Annotated in this window: 18 protein-coding genes and 1 pseudogene; 8 read left to right on the top strand and 11 right to left on the bottom strand. The window is 65.8% G+C overall.

What is annotated here, in order from left to right; translation table 11 throughout:
* The first annotated feature begins 116 nt into the window (after nucleotides 1-116).
* The gene (locus ABD260_RS28965; protein ID WP_344238489.1) at nucleotides 117-710 is read left to right on the top strand and encodes a YdcF family protein; all 594 of its coding nucleotides are present in this window, start codon (nucleotides 117-119) and stop codon (nucleotides 708-710) included.
* 261 nt (nucleotides 711-971) lie between these two features.
* Here ABD260_RS28965 and ABD260_RS28960 read toward each other — a convergent pair whose 3' ends face one another.
* Nucleotides 972-1,883, bottom strand: a complete 912-nt coding sequence (locus ABD260_RS28960; protein WP_344238487.1) for a hypothetical protein — start codon at nucleotides 1,881-1,883, stop codon at nucleotides 972-974.
* A gap of 907 nt (nucleotides 1,884-2,790) precedes the next feature.
* Entirely contained in the window at nucleotides 2,791-3,339 is a 549-nt protein-coding gene (locus tag ABD260_RS28955; RefSeq protein WP_344238485.1) for a hypothetical protein, read from the bottom strand.
* Between the two features lie 818 nt (nucleotides 3,340-4,157).
* Between ABD260_RS28955 and ABD260_RS28950 the strand changes: the two genes are divergently transcribed.
* Complete coding sequence (locus tag ABD260_RS28950) at nucleotides 4,158-4,901, top strand: helix-turn-helix transcriptional regulator (protein WP_344238483.1); 744 nt, start codon at nucleotides 4,158-4,160, stop codon at nucleotides 4,899-4,901.
* Nucleotides 4,902-4,944: 43 nt separating this feature from the next.
* On the opposite strand, the gene ABD260_RS28945 is transcribed toward ABD260_RS28950, so the two are convergent.
* A complete protein-coding gene (locus tag ABD260_RS28945; RefSeq protein ID WP_344238481.1) occupies nucleotides 4,945-5,106 on the bottom strand; it encodes a hypothetical protein in 162 nt (53 codons plus the stop codon).
* A gap of 10 nt (nucleotides 5,107-5,116) precedes the next feature.
* On the opposite strand from ABD260_RS28945, the gene ABD260_RS28940 reads away from it, so the two are divergent.
* Together ABD260_RS28940 and ABD260_RS28935 are read left to right on the top strand one after the other, a co-directional pair.
* Nucleotides 5,117-5,365, top strand: coding sequence for a SulP family inorganic anion transporter (locus ABD260_RS28940; protein WP_344238479.1), 249 nt, complete (start codon nucleotides 5,117-5,119; stop codon nucleotides 5,363-5,365).
* 267 nt (nucleotides 5,366-5,632) lie between these two features.
* Nucleotides 5,633-6,286, top strand: a pseudogene (locus tag ABD260_RS28935) (SulP family inorganic anion transporter); the annotation flags it as partial.
* A gap of 90 nt (nucleotides 6,287-6,376) precedes the next feature.
* On the opposite strand, the gene ABD260_RS28930 reads toward ABD260_RS28935, so the two are convergent.
* The 7 genes from ABD260_RS28930 to ABD260_RS28900 all read right to left on the bottom strand — a co-directional run bounded on the left by ABD260_RS28930 (nucleotide 6,377) and on the right by ABD260_RS28900 (nucleotide 9,545).
* On the bottom strand, nucleotides 6,377-6,631 hold the full coding sequence (locus ABD260_RS28930) for a GlsB/YeaQ/YmgE family stress response membrane protein (protein WP_344238477.1): 255 nt from the start codon (nucleotides 6,629-6,631) through the stop codon (nucleotides 6,377-6,379).
* A 129-nt stretch (nucleotides 6,632-6,760) separates the two neighbouring features.
* Nucleotides 6,761-6,934 carry a CsbD family protein gene (locus ABD260_RS28925; protein WP_344238475.1) on the bottom strand — a complete coding sequence of 58 codons (174 nt, stop codon included), beginning with the start codon at nucleotides 6,932-6,934 and terminating at the stop codon, nucleotides 6,761-6,763.
* A gap of 92 nt (nucleotides 6,935-7,026) precedes the next feature.
* Nucleotides 7,027-7,602: a hypothetical protein gene (locus ABD260_RS28920; protein ID WP_344238473.1), complete on the bottom strand. Its 576-nt coding sequence runs from the start codon at nucleotides 7,600-7,602 to the stop codon at nucleotides 7,027-7,029.
* A 1-nt stretch (nucleotide 7,603) separates the two neighbouring features.
* Nucleotides 7,604-8,551, bottom strand: a complete 948-nt coding sequence (locus ABD260_RS28915; protein ID WP_344238471.1) for a DUF6286 domain-containing protein — start codon at nucleotides 8,549-8,551, stop codon at nucleotides 7,604-7,606.
* A complete protein-coding gene (locus ABD260_RS28910) occupies nucleotides 8,544-8,726 on the bottom strand; it encodes a hypothetical protein (protein WP_344238469.1) in 183 nt (60 codons plus the stop codon). Before ABD260_RS28910 ends, ABD260_RS28915 begins: the two co-directional genes overlap by 8 nt.
* Before the next feature lie 32 nt (nucleotides 8,727-8,758).
* Nucleotides 8,759-9,241 carry an Asp23/Gls24 family envelope stress response protein gene (locus ABD260_RS28905; RefSeq protein WP_344238467.1) on the bottom strand — a complete coding sequence of 161 codons (483 nt, stop codon included), beginning with the start codon at nucleotides 9,239-9,241 and terminating at the stop codon, nucleotides 8,759-8,761.
* Nucleotides 9,242-9,335: 94 nt separating this feature from the next.
* Nucleotides 9,336-9,545, bottom strand: a complete 210-nt coding sequence (locus ABD260_RS28900) for a hypothetical protein (RefSeq protein ID WP_344238465.1) — start codon at nucleotides 9,543-9,545, stop codon at nucleotides 9,336-9,338.
* A gap of 217 nt (nucleotides 9,546-9,762) precedes the next feature.
* Here ABD260_RS28900 and ABD260_RS28895 point away from each other — a divergent pair, with 217 nt between their 5' ends.
* The 4 genes from ABD260_RS28895 (at nucleotide 9,763) to ABD260_RS28880 (ending at nucleotide 12,463) form a co-directional block, all read left to right on the top strand.
* Nucleotides 9,763-10,101 carry a carbonic anhydrase gene (locus tag ABD260_RS28895; protein WP_344238463.1) on the top strand — a complete coding sequence of 113 codons (339 nt, stop codon included), beginning with the start codon at nucleotides 9,763-9,765 and terminating at the stop codon, nucleotides 10,099-10,101.
* Nucleotides 10,102-10,205: 104 nt separating this feature from the next.
* Entirely contained in the window at nucleotides 10,206-10,823 is a 618-nt protein-coding gene (locus ABD260_RS28890; protein ID WP_344238461.1) for an RNA polymerase sigma factor, read from the top strand.
* A complete protein-coding gene (locus ABD260_RS28885; RefSeq protein ID WP_344238459.1) occupies nucleotides 10,816-11,835 on the top strand; it encodes a CU044_5270 family protein in 1,020 nt (339 codons plus the stop codon). Before ABD260_RS28890 ends, ABD260_RS28885 begins: the two co-directional genes overlap by 8 nt.
* A 124-nt stretch (nucleotides 11,836-11,959) precedes the next feature.
* Complete coding sequence (locus ABD260_RS28880) at nucleotides 11,960-12,463, top strand: hypothetical protein (protein ID WP_344238457.1); 504 nt, start codon at nucleotides 11,960-11,962, stop codon at nucleotides 12,461-12,463.
* Nucleotides 12,464-12,627: 164 nt separating this feature from the next.
* Here the strand turns inward: ABD260_RS28880 and ABD260_RS28875 are convergent, their stop codons facing one another.
* On the bottom strand, nucleotides 12,628-13,449 hold the full coding sequence (locus tag ABD260_RS28875) for a class I SAM-dependent methyltransferase (RefSeq protein ID WP_344238455.1): 822 nt from the start codon (nucleotides 13,447-13,449) through the stop codon (nucleotides 12,628-12,630).
* Nucleotides 13,450-13,550 lie beyond the last annotated feature (101 nt).

Here is a 13,550-nt window from a genome sequence, read left to right as displayed (position 1 = left end):
TACCGGCTCGTGCCCGCTCGCAGGTCGCGTCTTGCGTTCAGCCAGTCGTCGACAGCTGCGAGGACATTCTCCTCCTGCTCGACCCTGTACCCCCGCTGAAGACAGGCTTGGGCCAGTTGAGCCGCCGGACCGTCGAGAGCCCGGGTGAGGCCGGCGACGCTCGCTCCGTCATCAGGCCAGCGAACCTGCGAGTGGTGTGGCCAGGCTCCCGCGTCGCACAACGTGACTCGGTTCGCGATGTCGCCGGGCAGTTCGCGCAGTATCGCGGCTGCCGCGGCGAAGCAATCCACTACACCGAACACGCCCTCGAACTCGGCGTACCAGCCGACGACATCATCATCGAACCCCACGCCACCAACACCGGCGAAAACATCAAACTCGCCCGCGCCACCCTGGCCGCACACGGCATCACCCCGCAGACCATCATGCTGATCTCGCGGCCCTACCAGCAACGCCGCGCCTATGCGACCTGCCGAAAACTCTGGCCAGACGTCGAACCCATCTGCACCTCACAACCACTGCCCCTCGAGAAATACGTCACCACCATCGGAGACTCCGACCGAGTCCTCAACATGCTCGTCGGCGACACCCAACGAATCGACCTCTTCGCCACAAAAGGCTTCGCCATACCCCAACCAATACCAACCGAAGTACACGCGGCCTACACACGACTGGTCGACGCCGGCTACACCCAGCGGCTCATCACATAGCAGCCGCCTCACAACCGGCGCGTAGTCTGCAACCGGCACCAGTGGAGTACCGGTGGTGCCAGAACGCGGCGCGGTGCGGCTGGTCGGCCGCCTGCACAGGACCATCACACGGGCCAGTCGGGGTGCGGCCGTCACTGCACTCCGTCTTAGGCAGCCCCAACTCCAGGGCCAACGTCTGGGACGTATCGGCTTTGCATCGGCGCCGGGCATGCCCACCCAAAGAGACAGGCGCGAAACATCTGCGCGGTAAGCCACGGAACTTCAGCCGACCTTGGCGTGCAGGCCCATGCTGGCCAACGCGTCGAGTGCATTGACGGCATAACCGTACGGATAAGAAAACGCGCAGGACTTGTCTGGACGCTTGTTCGCGGTGTCGCAGAAGGTTGCGTGCGCACCGAACGAGGCAGACAAGAAGCCGAATACTTCCTTTTGACCGTTGCTGGTGTAACGGAAGACGGAGGCACCCGAGTCGCCTGGTTGGAAGACACCGCCGCAGCCACCGGTGCCGCAACCCGTGCCGGTGACACTTTCCATGAATATGAAGGCTGGTCCGACTCGTGGTTGGGCACTCCCGAGGGAGTAGTAGCGGTTCAGGTATCTGATGTAGCGCTGGTAGACGGCTACTCCGGAGATCCCTCCGCTGAGCCAGATGCGCATGTTGAGCACCGGCGCCGCGGCTCGGTAGACCGACGATGCGGAGCCGCTGTTCCAGGCACCGTCCCAGATGAAGTTGACCACGACACCCGACCAGTCCTGGCTCGGTCCGGCAGACGTTAACACGCCTCGAAAGGAGTCAAGCAGCATCTGTGCTGTCGCCGATAGTTCGTCGTTCGAGTACGCGGCTGAACGGAACGCGACCGCGGCGGGCTGAGCCTTTGCAAGGCTTTGCAGGTCGGGCGGGACCGTTCCTTTCCAGTAGACATCGACCATCGCCAGGTCGTCGGAGATTGTGACCCCGCCGGCGCCGACGACAGTCGGATGCTCCTCGATCCAATCCGACAAGCCCATCGCAGCCGTTTCTGCCGCGGTGGGCAGGAACTCTGCTGGTATGGATGCACGTTGCGGGTTCGGCTCACCCTGCCGGATTGGTCCGGTTGCGGTGGCCGTTGATGCACACAGGACGGCGGCAGCAGCGGCCACCGAGAACAGCAGAATGGTCTTTGCTCGAAACATCTCCCCACCCCCACGCCGACGATAGAGCGGCGTAGTCTGAAACGACAGAGCCCGGTATTGCAGCTTCATGCAACTTCGGCGGGAGTGAACTTGACGTGACCAACGCATCCCCTCCTTCAAGACCAGAGCGGAGAGCGTCGCTGGACCGTCAAGCGGTCCAGGCGTGGATCGAACGCAATCCGGGCGCTCAGGCGCGGTTCAGCACGGTCGTCGACAGTGACACTGGCCAGGAGATCCTGGTCGTCAATATCCCGGACAGAACGGAGATGGACCGAGCAAAGCAAGAACTGCTGCAAGTAGTTCGCCACCCCGAGCACTTACGCGTACGTCGCTGGCGCCCCCCGCAGGATGAAGTCGACCGGATCATGCGCTGGGCACTTGACACGCTGCTCCCCCTCGATGGCTCCAGTACGCCTGTGACGTCGGCCGGCCCGGACCCGGAATCGGGACTTGTCATGATCACGCTCCGGAGGGCCGACGCCGCTTATGCGGCAGACCTGGAGGCCAGAACCGATGGGTTGGCCTTCGTGTCTGTCGAACCCGACGTTCCCGAAGCCCCAATAGGGCCTCCTAAGCCATCCACTTAGGCTCTGCCGAACAGTGGATCACGGCTGGATTGCCATCGGGAGAGCGTGGTCGTCTCTGCCGCTGTGAGTGGCTTGGAGGTCTGTGGGTCACACCTGACGGCCCGGGACAACGCACGGAACACCGCGCGCAGCGGCCAAATCTCAGTCCGGTTCGGCGACGCTCGGCTCTACGGAGCTAACAGGCGCTGTTCCTAGAGGTCGTTGATACAGGCAACGTGCCTGATCGCGGCGTTCAGTCCCTGGGTCGACAGCAGCCGGCTCCGCAGGTGCACGATGCCATCAACTCCCGTAGTCGCAAGCTCGTCGCACCGTCGCTGGAACTATGGCCAGGAGATGTTCAGACAGTTCGCGGTTGCCTCCAGCCGGTGTCTGGACGTCTGTCCGGCACCCATCGGGTGCCTGCTCATTTCCTCACCGACGTCTTGAACCGCCGCGCGCGGCGACCGGTCCATGCACGTGCCGACGCGACACAGGTCCGGACCGTCGAACCAAGTTGCGCAAGGTGTGCGATCGAAGCTTGCGAACCCGCCTGCCTCGACGTGCTCCGGCTCGGAGACCAGTGAGACCGTGATTCCGAACGCCTCCAGCAGCGCGACCGCCGGCAGCAATATCACCCGCTCGTACGTCGGCGAGTCCGCAACATCCGCCTCCGCGACATAGAAGCCGCACCGCAAGCCCGGGAACCGCTGCGCAGTACGACGGAGGTATTCGAACCTGTGCCGCCACAGCAGCCACGACGACGCCTCTTCTCCTCGTCTCTCCGGCGTCCACAAGAACGACTGCCCCGGCTGCCGATCCAGGTTGCGTACGAGCTGCCGAGTGCAGAACCAGGACTTCAGCCATCGGCCGGGCGCAGCTGAGATAAGCAACGTCCCGGGTAGATCGCCAGTTGGGACATGCTGCTCGACAGCGGCGCGTCATCCGCTAGCAAGGCGACATCTGTGTTTGTCGCTGCCCAGATGATGCCGACCGTCAGATCGTCGACCAGCTGCGCCGACGAGACAGGTTGCGGGCTGCCCGGGCGTCCGGCATGGCCTGCAAACCGGGCTCCGTCCGAGACGTAGTGCTGTCCCTCCTCGTCAGCAACCACAATGAGTGAGCGACGGTCCGGGCGGCTCAGGACTGCATCTGGACCGGGGGCGGGCAAGAACCACCTCCCATCTAGCCACGTTGCCTCGCAATAGTGAGCCTCCACATCGAGACCTCCGAACGACCTACCTGGCGGGATGCGCAAGCCGCTGGACCCGCGGCCGAGCCGCGTACCCGCCATCAGGTCGACGATCGGGACCGGGTTCGAGTCCCTCGGGGGGCGGACCCGCCGCTTGGAGAAGAAGCCAAGCTCCGCGGGATCGTCCTTCTGGAGCACACGGCACAGCGCCTGCCGAACGTGCGTCGGTGGCCAGGTATACAAGCCGCACTCCCAGTCGGAGATGGACTTTGCGGTGATCACAGACTCCTTGCCTGTCGCCCTGTAGATCTCTCCCCTGACCAGCGCCGCCAGACGACCCTGCGTTATAGAACCTCGTGCTTCACGCAGTAACCGGTTCGGCTGCCGCTCTGCCACGCACGTCCTCCTTCCACTCGCCGGAAGGATGCAGTGCCTGCGCCGGACATCGACACGGCATCAGCAGACGTTCAGAGATGTATCTGCCGACGAAATGCCTGGAAATGTCTTAGGTTGGTCTCCGTGGCTAACGAACGACTGCGCGCCGCGCTCGCCGAGCACAACCTCACGTACCTGGCGCTCGCCGACGAACTGGGCGTCAACGTCAAGACCGTCGAGCGGTGGGTGGCCCATGACTACGTTCCGTTCCCCCGCAATCGCCACAAGCTGGCCACCAGGCTCGGCCGCGACGAGACCTACCTGTTTCCCACCGCTATCACCGGCCAGCGCGCCGCTGCAGCGTCAGAGAGCGAGATCGTCCGGGTCTATCCCCATTTCTCTGACGTGCCGGCCGATGTGTGGCGAACCTTCTTCGAGTCGGGCAAGAATGACATCGGCGTACTCGTGTACGCCGGCCTGTTCGTTGCCGAGAGCACCCAGCTGCAACGAATCATCCGCAAGAAGGCGAAGGCCGGCGCGAGAGTGCGGATCCTGCTCGGAGATCCGGACGACTCGCACATCGCCGAGCGCGGGCGGGAGCAGGGCATCGGTGACGCGTTAGCAGCAAAGGTACGGAACTCCATGGTGCTCTTCAGCGATCTGGCAGCCGTCGCCGGTGTCGAGTTCCGGACTCACCACACGGTGCTTTACAACTCGATCTTCCGTGCGGATGACAATCTCCTGGTGAACACCCACATCTACGGCCTGCCCGCCGCACAAGCTCCAGCGTGGCATCTGCGCAAGATCCCGGGCGGTCAACTCGCGAGCCACTACCTCGACAGCTTCGAACGAGTCTGGGAGGGCGCACAGCCCATCGTTGAGGCATGACCCACCCACGCGGCGCAGCACATCGGCACTACCAGCTGAGTAGTCAGGGCCAGACGGAGCGCGGCGACTCGGCCTCCGACCAGATGGTTTCGAAGCTGACGAGGTACGCCAGGAACATGTCACCATCGGCAGCCCGGCGGTAATGGAAGAGACTGACGGCAACCGGCATCGAGGGTCCGGGCGGCGCGACAGCTGCCGTCGCCACCTTGACAACGATGACCGGTCTGGCGCTGCTGCTCTTCGCGCTGATCCGGATCGGCTGGGTCGTAGATGCCATCTCCGATGTGGTCATCACCGGTCTGAAGATCGGGGTCGGTCTGACGATCGTCGCCGAGCAGTTACCGGATCTGCTCGGCATCGAACCTGCCGAGGGCGGATTCATCCGAACCGTTGCTCACGCCGCGGCCGGGTTGGGCGCGGCCAACGGTGCGACGATGCTCGTCGCGGCCTCACCCTCGGCGTGATCGTCGTGGTGAAGCGCTGGTCGCCGCGGCTGCCCGGTCCGTTGCTCGCACTGATCGGGGCATCCTGGCCGTTGCCGTGCTCAACCTTGATGACAGGGGCGTGGCGTTGATCGAACCGGTCAAGGACGGCCTGCCGATACCGGCGCTGCCGTCCACCGACCACGCGACGACGCTCCTCCCCTACGCCCTCGCGATCGCCCTGATGGCCTATACCGAGACAATCGCGGTCGACCGTAGTACCCGCGATCTTCTCGATCCACCGATCGCGAGCTCGCCGCGAACGGTCTGGCCGCGGTCGCCGGCGGACTCTTCTCGACGGTGCCGTCGGCCGGCGGATTCTCGCAGACGATGGTCAACGTGAACGCCGGGGCCCGGTCCCAGCTGAGCGGACTCGTGACCGCGGGGCTCGCGGTCGGCGTGGCGCTGTTCCTGGCGCCGGTCCTCAGCGACCTCCCGCAGGCGACCCTGGCAGCGATTGTCGTCGCCGCCATCGTCGGTCTGATCGATATCGGTGCCCTGCACCGGATCGGCCGCATCGACCCGGCCGAACTGGTCGTGGCGACCCTCACCGCCCTCGCGGCACTGGCGACGAACCTGCTCGTCGGAGTACTCGTAGGCGTCCTGCTGACCTTCTATCTGGTGTTGCGGCGCCTCAACCACCCCACGATCGTGGAACTGCGCCGCACCCCCGGCAACGCCGACCTCGAACCTGCCCGCCCCGGCGACGAGGTCGTTCCAGGTCTCCTGGTGCTACGCATCGAAGGCGGCCTCTACACCATGAACGTTCGTGCGGTCCAGGCGACAATCATCGAACGCGTCGACGCCCTTGACCCGCCACCACGCGACGCCGGACGCACCCACACCCATCTGCGGGACGCCCTGACCGCCTACGAACACCTGAGCACTCAGGACGGCCAATGAGTATGCAGCAGACCGACCGGCGGCGCCCGCCACCGGTTGTCTGGTGCGGATTGCCCAGGTCCCTTCCGGCTGAAGCACTGACCGGTGTGGTCAGCTCTTGGCCCGGGCGGTGAGGGTCTCGGCGGTGCCGACCAAGAGGACGGCAGCGATCACGGCGACGACGAAGCCGAGGATGTTGAGTTCGAAGATCCCGCCGGTGCCGAACAGGTTGGCAACGACGCCCCCGATGACGGAACCGGCCAGGCCTAGCAGAAGGGTGGCGATCCAGCCGAGGTTCTGCTTACCGGGCTTGAACAGTCGAGCGAGAGCTCCGATGACGAGGCCGGCGATGATGAATCCGATCATGAGCGGTTGTTCTCCCCTTCAAATGGTGACGGGTACGGCGTTGGCCGGCCGTTGCAGACCAGTGCGTGTGGATTCGGCCCCGGGCCATTCAGGTGCCCGGGGCCGGCAGGTCTACCGAGGTACCGGTGGCTACTTCTTGAAGGCGTCTTTGATGTTCTCGCCGGCGTTCTTCAGATCGGCCTTGGTCTGGTCGGTCTTGCCCTCGCTCTCGAGTTCCTTGTTGTCGGTCAGGTCACCGATGGCCTCTTTGGCCTTGCCGGCCAGCTCTTCGGCGGCATTCTTGGCCTTGTCTGCAATACCCATTGCTGTCATCTCCTGTCGGTCGACCGGCTCGGTAGAGCAGGTCCTGGTAGTCGCCCGGTTTGGGCACATGGCTCCGCGCGAGGCTCGGAGGTCTAATGGACGCGTGGCCCGCTGGTGGTCTTATCGCTGCGAGCGACACACAGTTCGACGCGGTGGCGCAGGTCGTCGCGGCCGATGATGCAAAGCAGCTCCTGGCTGGTCTGTTGGGCCGCGGCCCGTACGACGGCGAGGTCGGCGCTGGGTTCGAGGGTCACGGTGAGCTCGGCGACCAATTGGCCGCGGTCCAGCACAATCCGCCCCGATCCGTCTCGCACGCCGGGAGTCCGGGCCAAGGCGTGCCCGGCGGCAGCGACTGCGGCTTTGGCGTCGGCGGTGAGGCTGCCGATAGCGCCGCTGCCGAGCAGACGAATCTGCCCGGTACCGCGTCGCGGAAGGTGCCGGGCGAGCCAGCCGAGGCCAAGGACGGTCAGCAGCACTCCGCCCCCGCCGGTTGCCCAAGGCCACCAGGACATCGTGGTCAGATCGGTCAGGCCGCCGATCTCGACGCGGTTCGGTGTGCCGGGGAGCAGGTCGAAGCGCCAACCCAGTGCCGCTGCTCCGGCACCGATTGCCAGCACAGCGATCACAAGCGCGGCAGCCCGATCCAAGGCAACGAGTCCACGGCGCATATCAGTGCTCCTCGACAACGACTCGGGAACGGACCCGGGGCTCCGGGGTGACAGCGTTCAGACGCTGCGCGACAGCGGCGGTCAATTCGTCGTGGACCCGCTCGGCGTCGGCAAGAGCCGTTGCCTTGATCCGCAGCTTGCGCCCCTTGGCCGTTGCCATCGCACTGGTGACCGAGTCGATACCGCGGGCGGTGTCGGTCGCGAGTCGGGCGGCGTCACGGCCGCGGATCCACACCCCGCTGTGGCTCTCGCCGAGCGCCAGATGGGTTGCGCGGCGCGGCTTCAGGGCAGCGATGAGGATCCACAGGCCGATCAGCAAGGAGGCTGCTCCCGCGTAGATCATCCAGTCGGCGGCCTTGAGGACCTCGGTCTTCCCGAACAGCCATCCCAGCCAGGACTCGCCAGTCATGGCGCCGGTTGCCACCAGGGTGTCGCGTACACCCACCGCTCCAACCGCAGTGACTGCAATGGCGGCGATGACACCGACGGTGGAGGCGGCCGGGACAGCGACGGGCTTCTTGGCGGCGGCGTGGCTCATACGGACCTCCTTTAGGCTTCGGACTTCCGTTCGGGGGCGGGGAGGTGTGACGGCGGAGATGTCGACGTTGACGACGTCGACACCCAGCCCGGTTAGGTCGGCCACTTTCCTTGCGACCTGATTGCGGGCCTCGGCCGCGGTGCCGGACAGGGGGTAGCCCCACTCGACCGCGACCGCGAGGTCGATACGGAGCCGGCGCCCGGCCTGCTTGGCCTCGGCTTTCGGCAGGCCCCGTCCGAATGTCGCGTCCTGACGGATCACTCCCGGTGCCTGAAGCGCGGCTGTCTCTGCGATGCGCTCGATGGCACGCGGGCTGATTTCGAGAGACCCACGCTCCCCGTGGTCAGCCGCTGCCGTCGCGGTGGCTGTGCGCAGCGGCTGGGAGCGAGTGAGGGCGACGGCGTCAGCCACGGCCGCGGCGTGAGATCAGGTCGTCCACGCCCTTGCTGCCTTCCGACAGGTAGCGGCCGGCAACCAAACCGATAGCGCCGAGGACGAGAGCGAGCAGGAAGCCGCCGAAACCTCCGGCTGCCGTGGCGATGGCGATCAGCAGCCCGGCGAACAAGCCAATGGTCGAGGTGTTCACTGGAGTCTCCTAGAGGAGTGGACCGGGGATGGTCACTGGACGCGGCGCTCGGGCTGGTCGTCAGCGTCGTCGCTGGTGTCGTCGTCGCCTTCGAGGTGAACATCGGTCACAGAGATGTTGACCTCCGTGACCTCCAGACCGGTCATCCGCTCGATCGCGGAGATCACGTTGCCCCGGATCGCGGTCGCGAGGTCGGCGATGCTGACGCCGTACTCGGCGATGATCTGCAGATCGACCGCGGCCTGCGTCTCACCGACCTCGACCGACACACCCTGCGACAGGTTCGTCTTGGTGCCGATGCGGTCGCGAATCGCACCGACGGTGCGCGCCGCAGTGCCGCCAAGGTCGTACACGCCGGTGATCTCACGCGTCGCGATCCCGGCGATCTTCGACACGACCACGTCCGCGATGCTCGTCTTGCCGCCGCCAACGGTTTCGGTGCTGCCAGCAGCCACTGCGCTGCTGGACTTGACCGCTGCGTCGTTCTTCGAGGTGGCAGTGCTGGTGTCGGTCATCGGTATCCTCCGGGAGTTCTCGTTGCTGGCACCGGGATTGGGTTGTGCTGGTGAGACACCGGATGGTGCTGGTCCGTCACGCCCCAGCCATAGATCAGGTGCTCTGGGCGTGGTCCCGTGCCAGCGGTCCACGCGCCTGAGAGCCGATGCTGTGTCCGGCCTTGCGCAGCAGGTTGCTGAGCCGGGTCGGCCCGTTGCGAGTTTCGAGCTGCCGCCCAATTCGGGCGAGCAGCCACGACGCGATCGGTACACCGACGGCCAAGACGAGCCACAGCTGGAAACGGCGGGAAACCAAAGCCCACATGGTGTTCTCCTCATCGGCCGATGCTGTTGATGCGTCGAAAGGGAGACGACGCGAATCGCACAATCCTCACGAAACCAGACCTGTGATCAGACTCACCGGACCGCACAGACGGGCCGGGCAGACGGGCCGCAGCATGAAATCGCGCGAGTTGACCCATCCGGCTGCCGGGTCGCGCCGAATACTCATGAGCCGAGAATGTGATCCAGATCACCCACTGGTGCTCGTCCTCGGCCACGACTCATGTGGCGCCGTCGCGGCCGCCTGCTCCGCGGTGGAGCACGGGCTACCGCCCTCCGGATACGTACGCGACGTTGTCGAGCGGGTGACGCCGAGCGTCCTCGCGGCCCGCGCCGCCGGCCATGTCGAGCCGGACGACATCCTCGTCGAGCACGTCAAACACACCGTCGACCTGCTCCTGGACCGCTCAAAGGTACTCGCCGAACGCGTCGCCGCCGGGCAAGCCGCAGTCGTCGGCCTTCGCTACCGCTTGGCCGACGGTAGGGCCCAGATAGTGGCAACCCGAGGCCTGGACGTCACCGCCAACGCCGCGACCTGACCGCCCCACTGACCGCCTCGCCGGCGTCTGTTCGGAAGCCGTTCCGGAATCAACACGGTCACCGTGAACGCCGATGAAGCCTTCGGGCAATCAGAGTTATGACCATGACCGATACGGCCGGCGCCTCCGCCGAAGACCGACCTCCACCCGAAGCGACGAGTCCCGGCGCTGAGCGGCCAGAGCTGACCGGCCCGGCGATAGCGGGCGAATTCACGCGGCTGTTCGACCAGCACGCGGTTCCGATGCATCGATATCTAGCCCGCCGCGTCGGCGCCGAGCAGGCACACGACCTGGTCAGCGAGACATTCCTGACGGCCTTCAAACAGCGCGACACGTACGACCCTGAGAAAGCCGCGGTAAAGGCCTGGCTCTACGGAATCGCCACCAACCTCGCCCGGCGATATGTTCGCGACGAGGTCCGCGGGCTGCGAGCCACCGCCCGGGCCGGCCGCCGAGAGCCCGGCGACCTTGTCGCTCACGACGGTCGCGTCGCCGAACGAGTCGATGCCCAGGAACTCGCCCGACGGATCGCTCCCGCGATCGCAGACCTGTCCGACGGCGATCGCGACGTCCTGTTACTGACCTCATGGGCCGGCTTGACGACGGTCGAAGTCGCCGACGCACTCGGGATCCCGGCCGGGACCGTGCGGTCCCGGTTGCACCGCGTCCGCCGCCAGCTCACCAATCTCACGACTTCCGCGGAGGCCTCCGACCATGACTGACTTGCGCCCCACCGACGATCTCGACCGCGGACTTGCCGCGCTGCACGCCGATGTCGATACCGACTTGGCGCGAATCGAACGAACCAGATCGACCCTCCTGGACGCGGTCGCCCACGCACCCGTACGACAGCGAGCGCCGCGACGCCGGTGGCTGCTCGCTGCCGCGGCGGCATTGGCGCTCGTCGCGGGCGGCTCCATCTATCTGACAACCCTTGCCGGCGGTTCGGCTGAGGCGAAGTCCTCACTGGAAGGCGCCGCGCAGCAGATCACTTCGGTCTCCGACCCGGTCGTGCCGCCGGGTCAGTACCGGTATCTCGGCTCACACACGTGGACGTACGGCTTCACCGAAATCCCCGGCGGCGGCCTCGAGTACCTGGAAGAGCACACCACCGAAACCTGGATCCCCGCCAACATCCGCGGCACCTGGTATCGGCGCGAGACCACGACCGGACGGCACCAGTGGATCAAAGGTTCCGACGAACTCGCCAAGAAGTACGGCATCACCTTCGACCGCAAGAGCACAACCACACACGCCGCCTGCGGAGCCTTCGACGGTGGTGGTGGTGCTTGCGCGGCGGACGGCAGCTGGCAAGACCCCTCCCTGGCCTGGCTCTCTGGACTCCCCAAAGACCCGGATGCTCTGTACGAGCGCCTCAAGCAGGATGCCCCGCGCAACGAACGCGGCGAGACCGAACTCCTCGTGTACGCGCAGGACGCACTCCGGACGGGCATGCTCCCCGCGGACACCCGGGCCACGCTCTACCGCGCGCTCGGCGACCTCGACGATCTCCAGATCACCGACAAGGCCGCGAATCTCGACGGCCGGATCGGCATCGCCTACTCCAGCGACGACGGCTCCAACCGCGAAGAGATCGTCATCGACCCACACACCGGCGCGTACATCGGCTCCCGACAGGTCTCCACCAACGGACCCACCAGAGGCCGAATCGAGGCGTACACGTCCTTCATCAACTCAGTGGCTCCCGCCCCCTGGAAGGCACCGTCCAAGTAGCCCAAGGCGCGTCCCACACTCCATAACCACGGTGGAGGTGTGCCGACGGCTTCGGCCACTGCAATTCTCGCGTCGCCGCCGTAGTCTGCGAAATGAGGGCATCGAGACCTGGAGCCTTACCGAGATGACATCGAAACCAGACCCCGTCGCAGCCGAACTCATCGACCGGGCCAACGCCGTACTGGGCCGCACCATCGCCGTCCTCGATCCGATGGTCGAACGGGTGGAATCGGCCAGGACCGATCACCGGCCGGCTGTGATGCGCCAGATGCTCGCCGTCGTACCGTCCAGCGTCATCGCCCTGCACGACCCCGCCCGCCGGTGGAACGAGCGCTACGACCGATGGCAGCGCAAACGTCACGCCAACCCGAAGCGACACCGCCGGACCACCGCCGGTGACCTGGCAATCATCGAACGAGCCGCCCCCATCATCGACAAACTCGCCACCACACTCGCCCCAGCCGCGACCGACGACCACAAAACCCCCGTCGGCTCCTGCCCCGCCCTCCTGGCCGACGCCGGACCCGACCTCGTCCGACTGGTCGACCAGGCGTGGGCCTGGCAAGCCCACTGGTCCACCTGGTCACACCACGGCACAAACCTCCGTACGCCCCTTGACCACAGGTGATCTGTCGACGACCGGACCGGCACCCTCCACCAGAAAACTCGGCCAGGTCGAAGGAGAGTCTCAGCCGCTGCGACCGAAGGACACAGACAGTTGTCGACGGATGAAACCGGTGATGGCACCAACAGCGCGGCTTCATGGGGCGAAGGGGCCGGGTCACGTCTGACTCAGAAGGTGTAATGGAGGACGGTGGTGCCGCGACGGGAGAAGCCTTCGCTGAGGGCTGCGAAGCGGGTGAACAGGCGGATCGCCAGGGGGTAGGTGGCGATTTCCGGTGCACGGGTAAGGAAAATCTCTTCTCTGAGATGGAGACCGGGGGCCCACTGCTCGGGAGCGTGGGGGTCGTCGAAGCCGGGGTTGATGACCAGGTCGGCGATCGACGCGGCGCCCTTGTAACGCTTGATCGCCCAGACGTGGAAGCGGGTGTAGCCGTTGAAGGCGATGTCGCCGCCCGGAAAGTGGCTGATGAGTCTGTTCAGCAGGCCGACGAGGTCGTCCTGGCCCAGGAAGGCCACCAGGCCGTCGGCGACGACGACGGCCGGCCTGTCACTGGGCACCTGATCGATCCAGTGCTCGTCAGCCAGGTCGGCGGCAATCGTGTGCACGTTCGGTCGCGCCGGCACGACCTGCCGACGGACGGCGGCGACACCCGGAAGGTCAACCTCGTACCAATCGACTGTGCTGGGGGTATCCACCCGGAAGGCCCGGTTGTCGAGCCCCACGCCGAGGTCGAGGACGACGGCATCAGGGTGTGCGGCAACGAATTCCCGCACGACCCCGTCCAGCTTCTTGGCGCGTAAGGCGACGTCGCGCATCGAGCTCGCGGCCATCGGAAACTTGGCGGGGTCCTGCCCCACCTTCACCGCCACCTCGTCGGCGAGGGTGTCGCGCAGGATCGATCGCGGAGACCGGCTGTCGAGTGCGCGTCCGCACAGGGTCAAATAGGAACTCTCTTCGACCGGCGTCAGAGCCGGCACCTCAATTGCCATCTCATTGCCTCCAGAGCCGGTTTCTTCGCTACGAAACTAGAGTGCACGGAGCGATCCGTCAAACCGAGATATCCCTTACGAATAAGGGATATTGCAATGAC

The sequence above is a fragment of the Kribbella hippodromi genome, from assembly GCF_039531045.1.
Taxonomy (GTDB): domain Bacteria; phylum Actinomycetota; class Actinomycetes; order Propionibacteriales; family Kribbellaceae; genus Kribbella; species Kribbella hippodromi.
The sequence above is the reverse complement of the archived record's forward strand: the minus strand, read 5'-3'. Positions and strand labels throughout refer to the sequence as shown.

Excerpts from the sequence above, each read along its gene's own strand:
- ABD260_RS28960 (WP_344238487.1), bottom strand. The coding sequence starts at position 1,883 with ATGTTTCGAGCAAAGACCATTCTGCTGTTCTCGGTGGCCGCTGCTGCC.
- ABD260_RS28940 (WP_344238479.1), top strand. The coding sequence starts at position 5,117 with ATGACCGGTCTGGCGCTGCTGCTCTTCGCGCTGATCCGGATCGGCTGG.
- ABD260_RS28930 (WP_344238477.1), bottom strand. The coding sequence starts at position 6,631 with ATGATCGGATTCATCATCGCCGGCCTCGTCATCGGAGCTCTCGCTCGA.
- ABD260_RS28925 (WP_344238475.1), bottom strand. The coding sequence starts at position 6,934 with ATGGGTATTGCAGACAAGGCCAAGAATGCCGCCGAAGAGCTGGCCGGC.
- ABD260_RS28920 (WP_344238473.1), bottom strand. The coding sequence starts at position 7,602 with ATGCGCCGTGGACTCGTTGCCTTGGATCGGGCTGCCGCGCTTGTGATC.
- ABD260_RS28905 (WP_344238467.1), bottom strand. The coding sequence starts at position 9,241 with ATGACCGACACCAGCACTGCCACCTCGAAGAACGACGCAGCGGTCAAG.
- ABD260_RS28900 (WP_344238465.1), bottom strand. The coding sequence starts at position 9,545 with ATGTGGGCTTTGGTTTCCCGCCGTTTCCAGCTGTGGCTCGTCTTGGCC.
- ABD260_RS28890 (WP_344238461.1), top strand. The coding sequence starts at position 10,206 with ATGACCGATACGGCCGGCGCCTCCGCCGAAGACCGACCTCCACCCGAA.
- ABD260_RS28885 (WP_344238459.1), top strand. The coding sequence starts at position 10,816 with ATGACTGACTTGCGCCCCACCGACGATCTCGACCGCGGACTTGCCGCG.
- ABD260_RS28880 (WP_344238457.1), top strand. The coding sequence starts at position 11,960 with ATGACATCGAAACCAGACCCCGTCGCAGCCGAACTCATCGACCGGGCC.
- ABD260_RS28875 (WP_344238455.1), bottom strand. The coding sequence starts at position 13,449 with ATGGCAATTGAGGTGCCGGCTCTGACGCCGGTCGAAGAGAGTTCCTAT.